We start from the raw sequence: 16,461 nt of genomic DNA on the forward strand, positions 1-16,461 counted from the left end.
GCAAGGCCTGCTATTCGATCTGCTTGTGAATCACGACTAGAAAGCACAATAACACCAATATCTGTTAGTGTGTTAAGTTCTTTGGCGAGCTGAAGGCCGTCTATTTTAGGCAGTACAATATCAATAATAGCGAGGGTAAATGCATCACGCAGGTTTACTCGCTGCCTAACGATGCTCAATGCATCAGCGCCAGTTGAGTCTACTTCTATTGTAAATTCGGTCTCTGCAAAGTGATTTTGAATGCGTTTAACGAGTATTTCATCGTCTTCAACCAATAAAACATTAATAGCCATAGTACTTTATTTTAAATGCTTGTAGCTTTGTATGGTAGCACCATTAGGTAAATACTGAGAAGGGGTTACATGCTAGTTTTAAGTAACTTAATATTTCAAAAATATTAAAATAATTATAAAAAATCAAAAAAGCGCCCTATATTCAAGGGCGCTTTTCATAAAGATATAAAATTCCGGTTTAAATTACTTATTTTCGTACATTGAATCCCACCAATGTGGTTCGTCTTTTAGTTTTTTATCAAAATATGCCAACATAGTATTCCACCAGTTAAAGCGTTTATCGCGCGCAAAAATTTGATGATCAGCACCTTTGTACTCAATAAGCTCCACGTCTTTATTTAGTAGTTTAAGTGCGGTGTACATTGTTAAGCTCTCGCCTACTGGTACGTTAGTATCACTGTCACCATGAATAAGCAGTAATGGTGTGGTTACTTTGTCTGCATGAAATACCGGACTATGTTGGCTATACAGATCGGCGTTATTCCATGGGAAGCTGTTTTTAGATGCCTCACCAGAGTATAAGTAGCCCCACCACCCTTCGCCCCAATAAGAGGTTAAGTTTGAAATACCCGCGTGGGAAATAGAGGCGCTAAATAAATCGGTTTTTGTTGCCAATAGCATGGTCATAAAGCCACCATAAGAGGCACCTAAATTACCGACCTTAGTGTTATCTACGTAGTCGTATTGTTTCAAAAAAGCCTGTGTTCCTTCGATAATATCGTCGGCGGTGTAATCACCCCATGCATTGACATGTTGTGCTGAGAACTTTTGTCCAAAACCTGTTGCGCCGGTAGGTTGTACTACATAAACCACATAGCCGTTTTCGGCCCATAAGCTAAATGGATAACGGCCAGTAAAACCACGGGTAACAGGTGATGTACCACCGTAGTAATAAACAAGAGCAGGGTACTTTTTAGTTTTATCTAGGTTACTTGGCACATAAACACGCCCGGTTATTTCAACGCCACTTTTATTAGTAAAGTTAAACTCTTCAAGGGTGGGTATTGTTGTATTGGCATAAGCAATTGGTTTTGAGTCCCAGATAAGATCGGTTTTGTTTTTACTAATATTAAGGCGTTTTAGTTGTTGCGGTGCTAAAGCACTTGTGCCAGTGATTAAAACTTGTGAATTGCGCCCATGTGAAACGCTAAATTTTTCTACAATATCTACACTGGTATTTAACTTTTTAAAGCGCTGCTTACTGAGGTCAAATAAATACAGTGGTTGGGTGTCTTTTTCGGTCACTTTAAGTACCGCATCGCCGTTTTCTAACACGCTTAGCTGACCAATCGATGGGTCGAATTGTTTACTGAGCGCAGTGACATTTTTACCGTTGTTAGTTAACAGGTAAAGCTGTCCGTCGTAGTTATTAGCAAGCATTGACTTTGGCAACGCTCTGCCAGCACCATTTTTAAAGTCGGGGCCTGCAACAACATACACGTCTTTGTTTGCGTATTTTGCTTGGTTAAATGTTTTAAATTTACCAAGTGACAAGAGCTTGTTTGATTTTATATCCAGCTCAACGAGCTCTGTCTCAGGGTGAGTAGACGCTTGCATAGCCATAACCGAACGGCTCATTAATACTTTTCCACGCGTACTATTTAAATCTTCAAAGCTATGAGAAAGCGGGCCTTGGCTAAGCGCTTTTGTTAAGCCACTTTTAGTATCAAGCATATAAAGTTGGCTGGTGGTGCGCGCGTATGACCAACGATCTTGAAGGCCTTTATAATGCTTGGTTAAGTTGTTGCTACTCTCTGGTGATTTTGACCAGCTAAATACTAGGCTGGTGTCGTTAAAAAAGGTGAAGCCACTGGCGCCGACTAAGTCGTTTGCCAGTGTTTTAATGGCTAAACTTTTTCGATTAAGTTGTTTAAGCTCACCCTTTAATAAATACACTAAGTACTGATTATCTGGGCTCCAAATAATGTTGCTTGGTTGCCCATCTTCAAATCGATATACAGTTGAGTTGTCTATATTTTTTAACTCGGTAACTAAGTTGGCTTTATTTTGAGTTTTATCGTCGTAAGTGCGCTTGGTGGTTATGTATTGCTCGGCGTTAGGCGCTAAAGATATATTACTCATGGTCGGCGCATCAAACAGTTGCTTTGCTGATAAGCGCTTTGTGTATGATGTATTTAGCGTAATTTTATCAGTGTCACTCTTAGGGGTGAAATCAATAACCACATCACTCCAGTTTGCGACTTGTTGCGCCAAAATAATAACGCTGTGGGTAGAGTTAGTTAATGCAAGCTTATAACTGTTTTTATCCCCTTTTTGGGGTTCGCCATTAATAAATAATTGCCCATTTTCAACCCCTTTTAGTGTTAAGGTGCCTTGTGTAAAACGCTCTGTTTCAATATTAAATTTTAGTGCTTGCAGTCCGCCAAGGGTGAGTGCGCTTACTTTATTGAATGGCTGCCAGCTTTGTTTTTTACCGAAAATAGAAAAACTGTCTGAGTTTGCTTGTAATTGTGGCAAAAGGTTGTTGATAATGGCTGAGCCATGCGGCGTTTGAAAAGGTTTTAATTGCATATCTTCGGCCAAGGGGCCGATAAACTGAATTTTTGATTTGTCCAATGGTTCAGCAATTGCTGCAAAGCTTAAACTGCTAAAGGCTAATAAACCTAAGGCTCGTTTAAATTGCTTGTTGCGGTAAAACCAAGGTGCATTAAATTTCATTATTGTGCCTGTTATTATTGGGTATTTGGTCAAATATAGCATGTATTGTTACCATGCTCACATACCCAATATAAAGGAGAAAAAGTGACTTTACTGATTGTTTATATGGTTGTGGCCATTGTTATTTCGTTTTTGTGCTCTGTGATGGAAGCGGTGCTGTTAAGCATTTCGCCAAGCTATGTTGCATCACTCAGAAAAGAACAGCCTGTGCTTGCTAAGCAACTTGAAAAACTAAAAAATAATATAGATCAGCCACTGGCAGCCATTTTGACTTTAAACACCATCGCGCATACAGCTGGTGCAGCGGGTGTAGGGGCGCAAGCGGCCGTGGTTTTTTCTGATGCCGCAGTGGGGATTGCCTCAGCAATTATGACCTTATTGGTATTAATCCTTTCTGAAATTATTCCAAAAACTCTGGGTGCTAATTATTGGCGAGCCTTAACGCCAAGTGTTACCTATTCTTTACGGTTTTTGGTGATTTCGCTAAAGCCCTTTGTATGGTGTGCGCAAAAGTTAACAAACCTAATGGGACCAAAGCACGACGAAGCTTACTATATTCGCCAAGAAATAGAAGCCATGGCCGATATTGGCACTGAATCTGGCGCTTTGCACGAAGATGAGTCTGAAATTATTCGTAATCTTTTGAATTTTAGGCATGCAAAATTGTCTGATTTAATGACGCCACGCACAGTTATTTTTAAAGTACATAAAGACTTAACAGTAAACCAATATTTAAATGAGCACGGTTCGTCATCGTTTTCCCGCGTATTAATATTTGATAAAGATGCCGACGACATTGTCGGTTTCGTGCATAAAAACGATATTATGTTGGCGTATCATCGTTTAGGCACTGATTATAAAATCAGTAAGCTGATCAAACCAATCTACACAGTACCCACATCTCAAAATGTATCGTCATTATTGCAAACGCTACTAACTCAGCGTACGCACATATGTTTAGTCGTGGATGAATACGGAGAAGTGCGCGGCATAGTAACGCTTGAGGATATGATTGAATCACTAATGGGCTTAGAAATAGTCGACGAACGCGATCAGTCAACCAATATGCGTGCAGTGGCAAAGCAACGCTGGCGTAAGCGTTTGGCCAGCAGTGCGCATATTGTAAGTGAAGAAGACGAACATCCTGAAGAAGAAAAGTAGCCTTTCGCTCGCAACGTTAGCTATTGTTAGGTACTTAAATTTAATACAATAGTTAACGTCTGCCCTCGTGTTTTTTTAGCCAAACGGTATACTAGCGCGATTATTTTAAATGGCTTTAATTATGATAAGAATAGACCTCACCTTGGCTGATCAGCCATTTTCATTAATGGTTTCTGGGCAGCAAATAGTACAAGTATTTCATAACCAGCAAGCTATTGCGTTTGATACTCCTCGAGAACATTACTATCAATTTAACTTTAAAGATAAATTAATAGGCATAGATACCAGCACAACTGCCGAGCAAAGTATTTCGTTATTTGTAGATGAGCAATTTGCTACTCAGCTCGCTTTACCAGCCCCAGTTAATGGTGAACCTAAAAGAGGTTTTTTAGGTTTTGCTGCGTTAGGTTTTAAACTATTTAAAAGCGCAAAAGTAGTAAAGGCTGCGTTGGCAGGTGCATCTGTTGCTGGGTATGCCTGGTTATTTAGCATTGAATTTGCGCTTATGCTTATTGCGTGTTTAGTGGTGCATGAGTATGGGCATGTAAGAGCTATGAAGTACTTTGGCATAAAAACCAAAGGTATTTACTTAATCCCATTTGTGGGTGGCTTAGCTGTCAGTGACGATAAAATAACAACCCGCTGGCAAGATGTGGTCATATCGCTCATGGGGCCTGCTTTTGGCTTAATAACCTCTGTGTTGGGTGTTGTTTTATATTACGCCACGGAGATGGACATATTTGCCGGTGTTGCGGTATTAAGCGCACTACTTAACTTATTTAACTTACTGCCTATTTTACCGCTAGATGGTGGGCATGTATTAAAGAGTATCAGCTTTTCTATGCGCTCATGGATTGGACTAAGTGTATGCTTGCTGGGTGTGTTTTTTGGCTTATGGCTTAGTTATACATTTGGCTTAATGTTACTGGTGTTCTTTTTATTTGTTGGCGCATTGGAAATTATATTTGAATGGCGCGGACGACATTACTCGCATTTAATACCACTAGATAAATACGGACAAGGCTTTTCAGCGGTCATGTACGCACTTGTAGTTGCAGGGCATGTAGCAGTGATGATGCATTTTGCAGATTCTGACAACCCAATACTTAGTTTGCCGATGACGATTTTATCTAGCTGATAATTGTGCGCGCAGTTAATTTTTAACTACGCGCAAAGCTTTATTAATAAAAGCTCAATACCAGCGATATAAATACCCCAGTAATAATCAGTTGTACCACGCAAAAGCCCATAATATCTCTTGCCTTTAGGCCCGCTATAGCCAATACGGGCAGTGCCCAAAAAGGTTGAATTAAATTGGTCCACGCATCGCCCCATGCCACAGCCATAGCAACACGAGATATATCGGCGCCCAGCTCTTGCGCTGCGGGTATTACAATAGGTGCCTGTACAGCCCATTGTCCGCCACCGGAGGGCACAAACATATTAACGAGTCCTGCACTAATAAAACTATAAAATGGCAAGCTATCGGCATCCGCAATGGCAATAAAGCCTTGTGATATTTGTTGTGCTAATCCTGTATCGACCATGACCGCCATAATACCGGCATAAAAAGGGAACTGAATTACAATTCCCGCACCACTCGGAATTGCTTGTTGTAAGCTATTAAGCACATTGTGAGGAGTTTGATGTAGCGTAATAGCTAAAAATAAAAACAGGGCAATTACACTATTGAGGTTTAAGCCACCACCAAAGATAAAAAAGTAATAGCTTAAGTAGGCAAGCCCCATTAAGCCAATGCCCATACCTAGCAGTTTGCTTTGTTCTAAATGTTGTGAAGGACGCGTTATTTTACTTGCTGCAGGTGTGCGGGTGTTTAATAGGGTTGGATCGATATAAACGCTGTCGTTGTCATTGGGTAACATGTAGCGATTTACTAATGGGACGATAATAAATAAACCAATCAAAATGGCAATATTAAAACCTGCAAATAAGGTTTGATCTGTACTCACAATACCAATACTTGCCTGTGAAAAGTGTCCTGGTGTTGCAATAGTTAGCGGAATTGAACCTGCAAGGCCGCCATGCCATACAACAAAGCCAGTATAGGCACTGGCTACTAATAATCGATAATCTACACGGGTATGTTTTGCAATAGCTTTGGCAAACAATGCACCAATAACAAGGCCAAATCCCCAGTTTAGCCAGCTCGCTAAAAGTGAGATAAAAGTAACTAATATAATTGCTTTAGGCGCGGTGTTGGCTAAGGTTGCTAGTTTCTCTAATACTTTGCTAATGAGAGGTGTACTTGCCAGCATGTAGCCTGTAATAAGTACAAGCAGCATTTGCATAGCAAAGCTCAATAGGTTCCAAAATCCATTGCCCCACGCGTGCAGTACATTAATACTGCTGGAAGGGGTAAATATACTGGCAGCGGCAAATGTAATAAGTGTAAGCAAAATTACAAATATAAATGGGTCGGGTAGGTAACGCTCAACCAGTTTTGTAAATGGGGTGGCTATTCTATTAAGCATAAAAATACAGTTTAGTGTTTGTTTGTAGATTAATTAATCACGAAATGTGGTTATGTGCAAATCACAATTAGTATTACAGGGGACAGTTTTATACTGTCTATACCTTAAACGTTGATTAAAACTAAGGCATACAGTAACGTACTGTTTATAGATAATTTAATAACAAAGATTTTGTATTATGCCAGTGATATTTAAAAGGTTAGCGTTACTTGTGCGCGCTCATATTGATCAATTGAGCTGGCAAGCAGTGACCTTTGCAATTTTAACTCATATGCTCGTAACCTGGTTGCTACTGTATGCTGCCAACGAACAGGCGTTAACCTCTATAACCACTTTTTTTTACTATTACACAGTGACAACGTCAACAGTAGGATATGGTGATTTTAGCCCGACAACAGAGCTTGGTCGATGGGTGGTTGCTTTAATACAAATTCCGTTTGGTTTAGCTTTATTTGGTGTTTTGCTTGGAAAAGCAGGGCAAACTGTTACTTACTTAATTAGGCACGCTATGACTGGTGATAAAGATTTTGCTCACAGTAATAACCACATCATTATTTTTGGTTGGCACGATACCAGAACTAAAAAAATGATTGATTACATTTTGGCGGATACAAAGCGTACTGAACGTCGTATTTTACTGGCGGTAACAGAGCAGATGGATCATCCGTTTTTAGCTAATGAGCAGGTTGATTTTGCGCGTCTTTCTAGCTTTACTGATTTAGCAGAGTTAGAGCGTGTAGCAATAAGTCACGCCGATAAAGTGATTATTGATGGACAAGACGATGACCAAACATTTACTACTGCGCTGCGTATTAGCCGCTTAGTAAAAGATGAGTGTCATATTAGTGCTCACTTTTTAGATGAAACCAAGGTCGATATGCTACTGGAGCACTGTCAAAATATAGAATGTAGCAGTGCTAAGTCGGCTGAAATATTAGTTCGTTCAATGCAAGACCCCGGCTCTAGTCGAGTACAAGAAGAACTGCTTTCTACATTACACGGTGATACACAATTTAGCTTAAAAGTACCCAGTGGCTGTAAGGAAATGGAATTTGGCACCTTGTTTAATCATTTTAAAAGGCAGCACGACGCTATTTTGTTGGGTGTTGCACATAACTTGAGTGCTCAAAATATGGACTTAAATCCACCTTTGGATTATAAAGTGAGTGAAGGAGATATTCTCCACTATATTTCTGTTGAGCGTGTATTGAGCGGCGAAGTTGATTGGTCAAGCTTGGAAAAATAATGAATGAAGTTATATTTTTAATTGTTATTTTAAGTGCGTACATTTTACCTGTAGTCATTGTACTAAACAGTAAACGTACGCAAGGCCACGAAAAAAACGGTTGGCTCATCGGTATCATCTTTTTTTCGTGGTTAGGGCTTATTATGTATTTTGCCATTGTGCCCAAACACGGGCACAAAAAGAAAAAAGCAGTAAAAAAATAAGTACGGCGTTACAACTTTACTCTTTAGCCATATTCATAATTTCATTCCAATCGTGTTCTGTTACGGGCATAACCGATAATCTTCCTGCTTTTTTTAGTGCCAACTCTGTAATACTGTCATTTGCTTTTATAGATTTTAAGCTAACCAGTTTATTCAAATGTTGGTGGTAGGTTACGTCAACGACTACCCAACGCGGTGAATCGCTGGTGGCTTTAGGGTCATAATAATCGCTATTTAGGTCAAATTGAGTAGGGTCTGGATAGGCTGCGCTTGTTATCTTTGCTATACCCGCTATACCTACGTTTTTGCAGCTTGAGTGATAAATCATCACTAAATCGCCTTCTTTAACATCATCACGCAAAAAGTTTCGGGCTTGGTAATTTCGTACCCCTTCCCATAATGTTGTTTGATTAGGTGCGTGTTTTAGGTCGTCAATTGAAAAAGTATCGGGTTCGGTTTTAAACAGCCAGTAAGCCATAGTTGTATTCCTAACAAAGATTTACATAGTTGTAGTCTATAGTATCATTAAGTTATTAGGGAATTGAGGAACATATAATGAGCCAAGTTTTAGATGATTTATTATCGTTATTGACACTTGAAGAAATAGAGCAAGGGTTATACCGAGGGCAAAGCCAAGATTTGGGTTTTAGAGCTGTTTTTGGTGGTCAGGTTATGGGGCAAGCGCTATCAGCAGCGAAGGAAACCCTTCCGGCTGGACGTATTGTTCACTCTTTACATTCTTACTTTTTACGCCCAGGGGATGCTGCTAAACCTATCGTTTACGATGTTGAAACTATTCGCGATGGCAAAAGCTTTAGTACCCGTCGTGTAAGTGCAATTCAATACGGTAAGCCTATTTTTTATATGACCGCATCTTTTCAGGCGGTTGAAGACGGACTTTCGCATCAGGCAACGATGCCAGATGTACCGCAACCGGAAGAGTTACGTTCGTCGCTTGAGTTTTATCAAGAAAATGCTGAGCATATACCCGAGGTGATTCGTAATAAATTTATTCGCGAAATGCCTATTGAAATGCGCCCTGTGACATTTCATAACCCCTTTAAACCAGAAGCGATTGAGCCAGTTAAACATATTTGGTTTAGAGCGAATGGTGACATGCCCGATGATCAGCGTATTCATAATTACCTATTGGCTTATGCGTCTGACTTTGAGTTTTTACCAACTGCATTACAGCCGCATGGCGTGTCGTTTATGCAGCCAAATATGCAGGTCGCAACAATTGACCATGCAATGTGGTTTCATCGCTCGTTTAGATTAGACGACTGGATTTTATACACCATAGACAGCCCGAGTGCGAGCTCAGGCAGAGGACTGGTAAGAGGGCAATTTTTTGATCGCCAAGGCAACTTGGTTGCCTCAACAATTCAAGAAGGGGTTATGCGTCAGCGCTAACCCTATCTATGTATAGCGGCTAGTTACACTGATCTTGAACAATGTCGCTAATCGATTGCCATATACGGGCAGGTAGCAATGTTTTAAGTTGTGAATAGGTTTCGCACAATTGCGTACTGCCCACCAAGCCATTATCGCCTTCTGTCACAAGCCCTTCACCACGTAAGTTATCGATAAAACCAACCAGTACTTTTTTATCAAAAAACTCTGGTGTTTTAATGCCGTGTAATGTGCCTAAGCGATCTGCTAATACTTGGCTTTCTCGCTCAAGCTCAGCCTTTTCAATGCCATTACTCGTTTGTATAAAACCAATCACAATAGCGTAGCGTTGCAGAGTGAAGCTCAATGCTCGCCCTAGCATTTCTAATTTTGCTAAGCAGTCGTTGGTATTAGTAATGTGTATATTGTCGCCATCAAATTCAATTAAGTTTTGATCAGCAAAATTGGCCAAGATACGCGTAATGTAGTTTTCATCAAGGGGCTGTAAATACCATTCTTTGGCAAATAGTGGATAAAACGAATGTACTAATTGTTCACACTGCTTAATTGTTGTCGTGTGCTGCTTAAATAAGTGCAATGCCAACAAGCTAGGTACTGCAAATAGATGCAAAATATTGTTACGGTAATAATTAAAGAGTGTTTTTTCTTTATCGCTAATGGCAATAATTTCGCCAAACTCATCACTTATCACATCAAATTTGTTAAGTTTTAAGGCATGTGTAAGAAGTTGCTCAGGCGTTTCGTCAGGCGCCGTTACTTTATCGCTATAACTTGCATCACGCTGCAGGCGTAAGTAAAAATCGAGCTGAGCTAATAGCTTTGGTTTACTTAAAGCGTGCTTGTCGTTTACTAGCAATACCATTGCTAATAAGTTAACAGCATTTAAAGCAGCTGCATTATTAATTTTAACCATAACTTGGTCTGCTAAGGCTGCAACTTGTGGGCCTAACCACTGAGGTTTTTGTACGTCAGTTGGGTGAACCGCGTCGCGCCAGTCGGGTTGGTTATCATTTAAATATTGGTTAACCGAAATAGGATCGCCAAAATTTAGGTAACCACGTCCGTAGTTTTTAAGGTTTTTTATCGCTTTAAAAATACCAAATACCGACTCGCCTTTCTTATCTTTTCCAGCAAGCTCTTTAAGGTACGTATTTATTTCCATGACATGTTCGTAGCCAATATACACAGGGACTATTGATACTGGTCGATCGATACCGCGTAGCATGGCTTGAAAGGTCATTGCAAGCATACCTGTTTTGGGCGGTAACAAACGCCCTGTACGGCTACGCCCGCCTTCTGTGTAAAACTTAACTGAGTAACCTTTAATAAATAACTGACTCAAATATTCTTTAAAAATAGCTGAGTACAGTTTATTGCCTGCAAACGAGCGGCGAATAAAAAACGCACCCGAGCGGCGAAATATGCCACCGGCAGGAAAAAAGTTAAGGTTAACACCTGCGGCTATATGCGGTGGCACCAAACCTAAATGGTAAATAGAGTAAGTAAGAAGCAAGTAGTCCATATGGCTACGATGACAAGGCATGTAAATAATTTCATGGCCTTTATTAGTTAGTTCATGCAATTGCTCTGTGTGTTTTATGTGTATGCCGTTGTATAGCTTATTCCAAAGCCATGTTAAAAAGCGATCAGCAACGCGTATCATTGCTTCAGAATAGTTTGCGGCTATTTCATCAAGTAGCTTAAGCGCATTTTGACGAGCTTCGGTTTGGCTAATATTTTTAGCTTTTGCTTCATCCTGAATGGCTTTTTTTATTGTTGGTGAAGCAAGAAGAGAGTTAAACAATTGCTCGCGCGATGGCATTTTTGGGCCTGTGGCTGCCAGTTTTTGACGCTTAAAGTGAACCCGGGCAACACGTAGTAATTTTTGTGGTAGCTCATTTACATCAGCTTTTTCATTTACAATAAGTGATAAGTCGAGTGGTTGGCTAAAGCGAATAAAGTTGTCGCGACCAGAAAACAACACAACAAAAAACTTTCTAAACCAGCTTGGTGTAACCGAATGCGTTATTAAAGTACGTAATCCTGGTTTTTCTTTACCTGGATCGCGTCCCCATAAAATAGTTGCAGGTATCACTTGTACATTTTTTTGGCCACTATTTATAAGGTGATCAATTATTTGTTTGCCTTGTGCCAGTGCATTGGTTGGTTTTGCTGTATCGCCAAATAAAGGTGGTGGATTTTTAATACCAATAAATCGCTCTAAATGTTCATTACCTAATATTTGCTCTTCAGTAGGACTAGGTAAGCCGTGTTTTTTACAAGCATGAGCCAGCGCCGCAAGATCAAAACGAGAATTTAAACGCACTATATAAAATGTAGGGTAATCAGGATTTAAATCGTACTGTTTAATAGGGTTTTCTGGAAGGACTTTGCTTTTAACAAATAAGCGACTAAATCCAGCAGATAAAACGTTTAAACAATAATTAAAAATACGCATCGACTCACCATATTGAGGGTGTTAAAAAGCAAAATTAGCGTGATAGGATACCATATTATCTAAAAAATCGCTTCTTTACGAAATGAGATTAGTTAATGCAGCTATTGACTCGCATTGAAAAATTTAGTTCCAGTATAGTCACATAATATAAGCTGGCACTTATTTAGACGAATTAATCATTGATACTTTGTTTTGAATTAGTTGTTGCATTTATCACCAATACCTCTATAATACGCAGGCTTTCAAAATTCCCCCGGGAACTTGAAAGGATAAATTAAGCTTGGATTTCAAGCTAATAAACAGGAGTTCCGATTTGGAACTCAACGTAGATATAATCAAACAGCCGACATCTTAATAATTAAGATTGTTTCGGTCGTTTTTTTATGCTCTTTTAAATGCTCTTTATATTGAGGTTAAGAATGTCAAATCAACGCATTCGTATTCGCCTAAAAGCTTTTGACCACCGTTTGATTGACCAATCAACGGCAGAAATCGTGGAAACTGCGAAACGCACTGGCGCACAAGTACGTGGTCCAATCCCACTACCTACACGCTTTGAACGTTTTACTGTACTTACTTCACCGCACGTAAACAAAGATGCGCGTGATCAGTACGAAATCCGCACCCATAAACGTCTGATAGACATCGTAGAACCAACTGACAAGACTGTTGACGCGCTTATGCGTTTAGATCTTGCTGCTGGTGTTGATGTTCAAATCAGCCTGGGTTAATCGGAAGATTAGAGAGGTTTTAGGAAAATGGCATTAGGTCTAGTCGGTCGTAAAGTGGGTATGACACGAATCTTCACTGAAGATGGTGTATCTATCCCTGTGACAGTTATTGAAGCGACACCTAACCGCATTGCTCAGATCAAATCTGACGCAACAGACGGTTATAACGCGCTTCAAGTAACCGCAGGCACTAAAAAAGCAAGTCGTGTAAACAAAGCTTCAGCGGGTCACTTCGCTAAAGCTGGCGTTGAAGCGGGTCGCGGTCTGTGGGAATTCCGCCTTAACGGTGGTGAAGGCGATTTTGAAGTAGGCGCAGAGCTTACTGTTGAGTTATTCAACGAAATCAACAAGGTTGACGTAACCGGTACTTCTAAAGGTAAAGGTTTCCAAGGTGGTGTTAAGCGCTGGAATTTCAGCATGCAAGACGCTACACATGGTAACTCTCTATCTCACCGTGCTCCTGGTTCAATCGGTCAAAACCAATCACCTGGTAAGGTGTTTAAAGGTAAGAAAATGGCCGGTCATATGGGTGCTGAGCGTGTAACGACTCAAAACTTAGAACTAGTTCGCGTTGACGCTGAGCGTAACTTGCTTTTAGTGAAAGGTGCAGTACCTGGATCTATCGGCGGTGACGTTATCGTTAAACCAGCTGTTAAAGCATAAGTCCTGGAGATTTAGTGATGGAATTAGCAATCAAAGACGCTTCTGGCGCTCTTGAAGTTTCTGAAGCTACTTTTGGACGTGAGTTTAACGAAGCATTAGTACACCAAGTAGTTGTTGCTTACGCAGCAGGTGCTCGTCAAGGTACTCGTGCTCAGAAGACACGTTCTGAAGTAAGCGGTGGTGGTAAAAAACCATGGGCTCAAAAAGGTACTGGCCGTGCACGTGCTGGTACAATCCGTAGTCCAATTTGGCGTTCAGGTGGCGTTAGCTTCGCAGCTAAACCACAAGACCACAGCCAAAAAGTAAACCGTAAAATGTACCGTGGTGCGATCAAAAGCATCCTATCTGAACTAGTTCGTCAAGAGCGTTTAATCGTTGTTGAAAGTTTTGGTCTTGAAGCACCAAAAACTAAAGATCTAGTAGCTAAGCTTAAAGAGCTTGAGCTTAAAGATGTACTTATCGTGACTGAAGAAGTAGATGAAAATCTTTTCTTATCAGCACGTAACCTTTATAAGGTTGACACGCGTGATGTAGCTGGTATCGATCCTGTAAGCTTAATTGCTTTCGACAAGGTACTTATTACAGCCGCTGCTGTTAAGCAACTTGAGGAGGCGCTAGCATGATCCGTGAAGAACGTCTTTTAAAAGTGATCCTTGCTCCACACATCTCTGAAAAAAGCACAATTGCTGCTGAAGAAAACAACACGATTGTTTTCAAAGTAGTAAATGACGCAACTAAAGCTGAAATTAAAGCAGCAGTTGAGAAGCTTTTTGAAGTAGAAGTAACGGGTGTTCGCACACTTAACGTTAAGGGTAAAACAAAACGTACTGGCATGCGTTTCGGTCGTCGTAGCGACTGGAAGAAAGCTTACGTTACTCTTAAAGAAGGCAGCGAGCTAGACTTTGTCGGCGGCGCCGAGTAATAAGGGGATAGAATTATGGCACTTCAAAAGTGTAAGCCTACTTCTGCGGGTCGTCGTCACCTAGTTAAAGTGGTTAACTCTGATTTACATAAGGGTAAGCCATACGCACCACTTTTAGAGAAAAACTCTAAATCAGGTGGTCGTAATAACAATGGTCGTATTACGGTTCGTCATATCGGTGGTGGTCATAAACATCATTACCGTTTAATCGATTTTAAACGTACTAAAGATGGCATTCCAGCTACTGTTGAACGTTTAGAATACGATCCAAATCGTAGCGCAAACATCGCTCTTGTATTATATGCAGACGGTGAGCGTCGTTACATTATCGCACCTAAAGGCTTAAAAGCTGGTGATGCAATCCAGTCTGGTGTTGATGCACCAATCAAAGCTGGTAATGCACTACCAATGCGTAATATGCCTGTAGGTTCGACTGTTCACAACGTAGAATTAAAACCAGGTAAAGGTGCACAAATCGCACGTTCTGCTGGTGCTTACGTTCAAATTCTTGCACGTGATGGTCAGTATGTAACATTACGTCTTCGTTCAGGCGAAGTACGTAAAGTTGAAGCTGATTGTCGTGCTACACTTGGTGAAGTTGGCAATGCTGAGCATATGCTTCGTTCACTTGGTAAAGCAGGTGCAAACCGCTGGCGTGGTATTCGTCCGACAGTTCGTGGTGTTGCCATGAACCCGGTTGATCACCCACACGGTGGTGGTGAAGGTCGTACTTCTGGTGGTCGTCATCCTGTGTCTCCATGGGGTAAGCCGACTAAGGGTGCGAAGACGCGTAAGAACAAGCGTACGGATAAATTTATAGTACGTCGTCGTACTAAGTAATATTGAGGAATAGCCATGCCACGCTCTCTCAAGAAGGGTCCTTTTATAGACCTACACTTGCTGAAGAAGGTAGAGAAAGCTTTGGAAAGCGGTGAGAAAAAGCCAATTAAAACTTGGAGCCGTCGTTCAATGATCATACCTAACATGATCGGATTGACCATTGCTGTCCATAATGGTCGCCAGCACGTACCAGTTTTCGTTTCTGACGAAATGATCGGTCACAAACTAGGTGAATTTGCACCAACTCGCACTTACCGTGGCCATGCTGCGGATAAGAAAGCGAAGAAACGTTAAGAGGGGAAGATAAATGCAAGCATTAGCTAAACATAAATTCGCCTCTGGTTCGGCGCAAAAAGCACGTCTAGTTGCAGATCAGATCCGCGGGTTACCTGTCGATCGCGCACTAGAAATCCTGGCGTACAGCCCGAAAAAAGCGGCTGTATTAGTTAAGAAAGTACTTGAGTCTGCTATTGCTAACGCAGAGCATAACGAAGGTGCTGACATTGATGAGCTTCGTGTAACTACGATCTTTGTGGACGATGGTCCTACAATGAAACGTATTATGCCTCGTGCTAAAGGACGCGCAGACCGCATCCTTAAGCGTACAAGCCATATCACTGTTATGGTTTCAGATAGCTAGGAGTATAAGTAATGGGACAAAAAGTTCATCCTACTGGTATTCGCCTAGGTATATCTAAACCTTGGGTTTCTACCTGGTACGCGAGTTCTAAAGATTTCTCTGATCAGCTTTTTGGCGATCACAAAGTTCGTGCATTCCTTACAAAGGAATTAAAAACAGCTTCTGTGTCTAAAATCGTTATTGAGCGTCCAGCAAAATCAATCCGCGTAACAATCCACACGGCTCGTCCGGGTGTTGTTATCGGTAAAAAAGGCGAAGACGTAGAAAAATTACGTCAAGCAGTAACTAAAATCGCTGGTGTACCTGCTCAGATTAATATCTCTGAAGTACGTAAACCAGAACTTGATGCACAACTAGTAGCAGACGGCATTGCCTCTCAACTAGAGCGTCGTGTTATGTTCCGTCGCGCTATGAAGCGTTCGGTACAAAATGCAATGCGCATCGGTTCAAAAGGGATTAAAGTTGAAGTTAGCGGTCGTCTTGGCGGCGCAGAAATCGCACGTTCAGAATGGTATCGTGAAGGTCGTGTACCTCTACATACTCTTCGTGCTGATATCGACTACGCAACTTCTGAAGCCTTAACCACTTATGGTATCATTGGTGTTAAAGTTTGGATCTTCAAAGGCGAAGTTATTGGTGGTTTACCACTAGTACAAGAGCAAGAGAAGCCAGCTAAACGCGCACCAAAGAAAGCCAAGAAAAGTGCTAAGTAGAGGTAGC

General features: G+C 40.9%; 18 protein-coding genes. 13 read left to right on the plus strand and 5 right to left on the minus strand.

All coding sequences use genetic code 11. The annotated features are described in order from the left end of the window. Together BCG07_RS06340 and BCG07_RS06345 are read right to left on the minus strand one after the other, a co-directional pair. Positions 1 to 293, minus strand: a 293-nt coding sequence (locus BCG07_RS06340) for a response regulator (protein WP_286889357.1), incomplete at its 3' end; no start/stop codon positions are given. 183 nt (positions 294 to 476) lie between these two features. After that, positions 477 to 2,972, minus strand: a complete 2,496-nt coding sequence (locus tag BCG07_RS06345) for an alpha/beta hydrolase family protein (protein WP_286889358.1) — start codon at positions 2,970 to 2,972, stop codon at positions 477 to 479. A gap of 84 nt (positions 2,973 to 3,056) precedes the next feature. On the opposite strand from BCG07_RS06345, the gene BCG07_RS06350 reads away from it, so the two are divergent. Beyond that, entirely contained in the window at positions 3,057 to 4,133 is a 1,077-nt protein-coding gene (locus tag BCG07_RS06350) for a hemolysin family protein (protein WP_286889359.1), read from the plus strand. A gap of 121 nt (positions 4,134 to 4,254) precedes the next feature. After that, a complete protein-coding gene (locus tag BCG07_RS06355; protein ID WP_138740522.1) occupies positions 4,255 to 5,271 on the plus strand; it encodes a metalloprotease in 1,017 nt (338 codons plus the stop codon). Between the two features lie 43 nt (positions 5,272 to 5,314). Here BCG07_RS06355 and BCG07_RS06360 read toward each other — a convergent pair whose 3' ends face one another. Then, positions 5,315 to 6,625, minus strand: a complete 1,311-nt coding sequence (locus BCG07_RS06360) for a short-chain fatty acid transporter (protein WP_286889361.1) — start codon at positions 6,623 to 6,625, stop codon at positions 5,315 to 5,317. 178 nt (positions 6,626 to 6,803) lie between these two features. Between BCG07_RS06360 and BCG07_RS06365 the strand changes: the two genes are divergently transcribed. Together BCG07_RS06365 and BCG07_RS06370 are read left to right on the plus strand one after the other, a co-directional pair. After that, positions 6,804 to 7,871 carry a potassium channel family protein gene (locus tag BCG07_RS06365; RefSeq protein WP_058429969.1) on the plus strand — a complete coding sequence of 356 codons (1,068 nt, stop codon included), beginning with the start codon at positions 6,804 to 6,806 and terminating at the stop codon, positions 7,869 to 7,871. Then, the gene (locus BCG07_RS06370; protein WP_006791365.1) at positions 7,871 to 8,074 is read left to right on the plus strand and encodes a PLDc N-terminal domain-containing protein; all 204 of its coding nucleotides are present in this window, start codon (positions 7,871 to 7,873) and stop codon (positions 8,072 to 8,074) included. Before BCG07_RS06365 ends, BCG07_RS06370 begins: the two co-directional genes overlap by 1 nt. 16 nt (positions 8,075 to 8,090) lie before the next feature. Here BCG07_RS06370 and BCG07_RS06375 read toward each other — a convergent pair whose 3' ends face one another. Further along, positions 8,091 to 8,552 carry an EVE domain-containing protein gene (locus tag BCG07_RS06375; RefSeq protein ID WP_286889364.1) on the minus strand — a complete coding sequence of 154 codons (462 nt, stop codon included), beginning with the start codon at positions 8,550 to 8,552 and terminating at the stop codon, positions 8,091 to 8,093. 77 nt (positions 8,553 to 8,629) lie between these two features. On the opposite strand from BCG07_RS06375, the gene tesB reads away from it, so the two are divergent. Next, complete coding sequence (gene tesB, locus BCG07_RS06380) at positions 8,630 to 9,487, plus strand: acyl-CoA thioesterase II (protein WP_006791363.1); 858 nt, start codon at positions 8,630 to 8,632, stop codon at positions 9,485 to 9,487. A gap of 19 nt (positions 9,488 to 9,506) precedes the next feature. Here the strand turns inward: tesB and plsB are convergent, their stop codons facing one another. Next, positions 9,507 to 11,945, minus strand: coding sequence for a glycerol-3-phosphate 1-O-acyltransferase PlsB (gene plsB, locus BCG07_RS06385; protein ID WP_243531991.1), 2,439 nt, complete (start codon positions 11,943 to 11,945; stop codon positions 9,507 to 9,509). 419 nt (positions 11,946 to 12,364) lie between these two features. On the opposite strand from plsB, the gene rpsJ reads away from it, so the two are divergent. The 8 genes from rpsJ to rpsC are packed head-to-tail and all read left to right on the plus strand — an operon-like array spanning position 12,365 to position 16,454. Next, entirely contained in the window at positions 12,365 to 12,676 is a 312-nt protein-coding gene (rpsJ, locus tag BCG07_RS06390; RefSeq protein WP_002957900.1) for a 30S ribosomal protein S10, read from the plus strand. A 27-nt stretch (positions 12,677 to 12,703) separates the two neighbouring features. After that, the gene (rplC, locus tag BCG07_RS06395) at positions 12,704 to 13,339 is read left to right on the plus strand and encodes a 50S ribosomal protein L3 (RefSeq protein ID WP_006791361.1); all 636 of its coding nucleotides are present in this window, start codon (positions 12,704 to 12,706) and stop codon (positions 13,337 to 13,339) included. A 17-nt stretch (positions 13,340 to 13,356) separates the two neighbouring features. Further along, positions 13,357 to 13,962, plus strand: a complete 606-nt coding sequence (rplD, locus tag BCG07_RS06400; RefSeq protein ID WP_006791360.1) for a 50S ribosomal protein L4 — start codon at positions 13,357 to 13,359, stop codon at positions 13,960 to 13,962. Next, the gene (gene rplW, locus BCG07_RS06405) at positions 13,959 to 14,261 is read left to right on the plus strand and encodes a 50S ribosomal protein L23 (RefSeq protein ID WP_006791359.1); all 303 of its coding nucleotides are present in this window, start codon (positions 13,959 to 13,961) and stop codon (positions 14,259 to 14,261) included. Before rplD ends, rplW begins: the two co-directional genes overlap by 4 nt. A 15-nt stretch (positions 14,262 to 14,276) precedes the next feature. Next, on the plus strand, positions 14,277 to 15,101 hold the full coding sequence (gene rplB, locus BCG07_RS06410; RefSeq protein WP_006791358.1) for a 50S ribosomal protein L2: 825 nt from the start codon (positions 14,277 to 14,279) through the stop codon (positions 15,099 to 15,101). 15 nt (positions 15,102 to 15,116) lie between these two features. Then, positions 15,117 to 15,395 (plus strand): 30S ribosomal protein S19, encoded by a 279-nt coding sequence (gene rpsS / locus BCG07_RS06415; protein WP_004588689.1) that lies wholly within the window; start codon positions 15,117 to 15,119, stop codon positions 15,393 to 15,395. Positions 15,396 to 15,408: 13 nt separating this feature from the next. Then, entirely contained in the window at positions 15,409 to 15,741 is a 333-nt protein-coding gene (gene rplV / locus BCG07_RS06420) for a 50S ribosomal protein L22 (protein WP_006791357.1), read from the plus strand. An 11-nt stretch (positions 15,742 to 15,752) separates the two neighbouring features. Next, positions 15,753 to 16,454: a 30S ribosomal protein S3 gene (rpsC, locus tag BCG07_RS06425; protein WP_006791356.1), complete on the plus strand. Its 702-nt coding sequence runs from the start codon at positions 15,753 to 15,755 to the stop codon at positions 16,452 to 16,454. The last annotated feature ends 7 nt before the right edge of the window (positions 16,455 to 16,461 follow it).

It is taken from the genome of Pseudoalteromonas sp. ESRF-bin5 (genome assembly GCF_002632075.1).
In the GTDB taxonomy this organism is placed as follows: Bacteria; Pseudomonadota; Gammaproteobacteria; order Enterobacterales; family Alteromonadaceae; genus Pseudoalteromonas; species Pseudoalteromonas marina.

Excerpts from the sequence above, each read along its gene's own strand:
- BCG07_RS06345 (WP_286889358.1), bottom strand. The coding sequence starts at position 2,972 with ATGAAATTTAATGCACCTTGGTTTTACCGCAACAAGCAATTTAAACGA.
- BCG07_RS06355 (WP_138740522.1), top strand. The coding sequence starts at position 4,255 with ATGATAAGAATAGACCTCACCTTGGCTGATCAGCCATTTTCATTAATG.
- BCG07_RS06360 (WP_286889361.1), bottom strand. The coding sequence starts at position 6,625 with ATGCTTAATAGAATAGCCACCCCATTTACAAAACTGGTTGAGCGTTAC.
- BCG07_RS06365 (WP_058429969.1), top strand. The coding sequence starts at position 6,804 with ATGCCAGTGATATTTAAAAGGTTAGCGTTACTTGTGCGCGCTCATATT.
- BCG07_RS06370 (WP_006791365.1), top strand. The coding sequence starts at position 7,871 with ATGAATGAAGTTATATTTTTAATTGTTATTTTAAGTGCGTACATTTTA.
- BCG07_RS06375 (WP_286889364.1), bottom strand. The coding sequence starts at position 8,552 with ATGGCTTACTGGCTGTTTAAAACCGAACCCGATACTTTTTCAATTGAC.
- tesB (WP_006791363.1), top strand. The coding sequence starts at position 8,630 with ATGAGCCAAGTTTTAGATGATTTATTATCGTTATTGACACTTGAAGAA.
- plsB (WP_243531991.1), bottom strand. The coding sequence starts at position 11,945 with ATGCGTATTTTTAATTATTGTTTAAACGTTTTATCTGCTGGATTTAGT.
- rpsJ (WP_002957900.1), top strand. The coding sequence starts at position 12,365 with ATGTCAAATCAACGCATTCGTATTCGCCTAAAAGCTTTTGACCACCGT.
- rplC (WP_006791361.1), top strand. The coding sequence starts at position 12,704 with ATGGCATTAGGTCTAGTCGGTCGTAAAGTGGGTATGACACGAATCTTC.
- rplD (WP_006791360.1), top strand. The coding sequence starts at position 13,357 with ATGGAATTAGCAATCAAAGACGCTTCTGGCGCTCTTGAAGTTTCTGAA.
- rplW (WP_006791359.1), top strand. The coding sequence starts at position 13,959 with ATGATCCGTGAAGAACGTCTTTTAAAAGTGATCCTTGCTCCACACATC.
- rplB (WP_006791358.1), top strand. The coding sequence starts at position 14,277 with ATGGCACTTCAAAAGTGTAAGCCTACTTCTGCGGGTCGTCGTCACCTA.
- rpsS (WP_004588689.1), top strand. The coding sequence starts at position 15,117 with ATGCCACGCTCTCTCAAGAAGGGTCCTTTTATAGACCTACACTTGCTG.
- rplV (WP_006791357.1), top strand. The coding sequence starts at position 15,409 with ATGCAAGCATTAGCTAAACATAAATTCGCCTCTGGTTCGGCGCAAAAA.
- rpsC (WP_006791356.1), top strand. The coding sequence starts at position 15,753 with ATGGGACAAAAAGTTCATCCTACTGGTATTCGCCTAGGTATATCTAAA.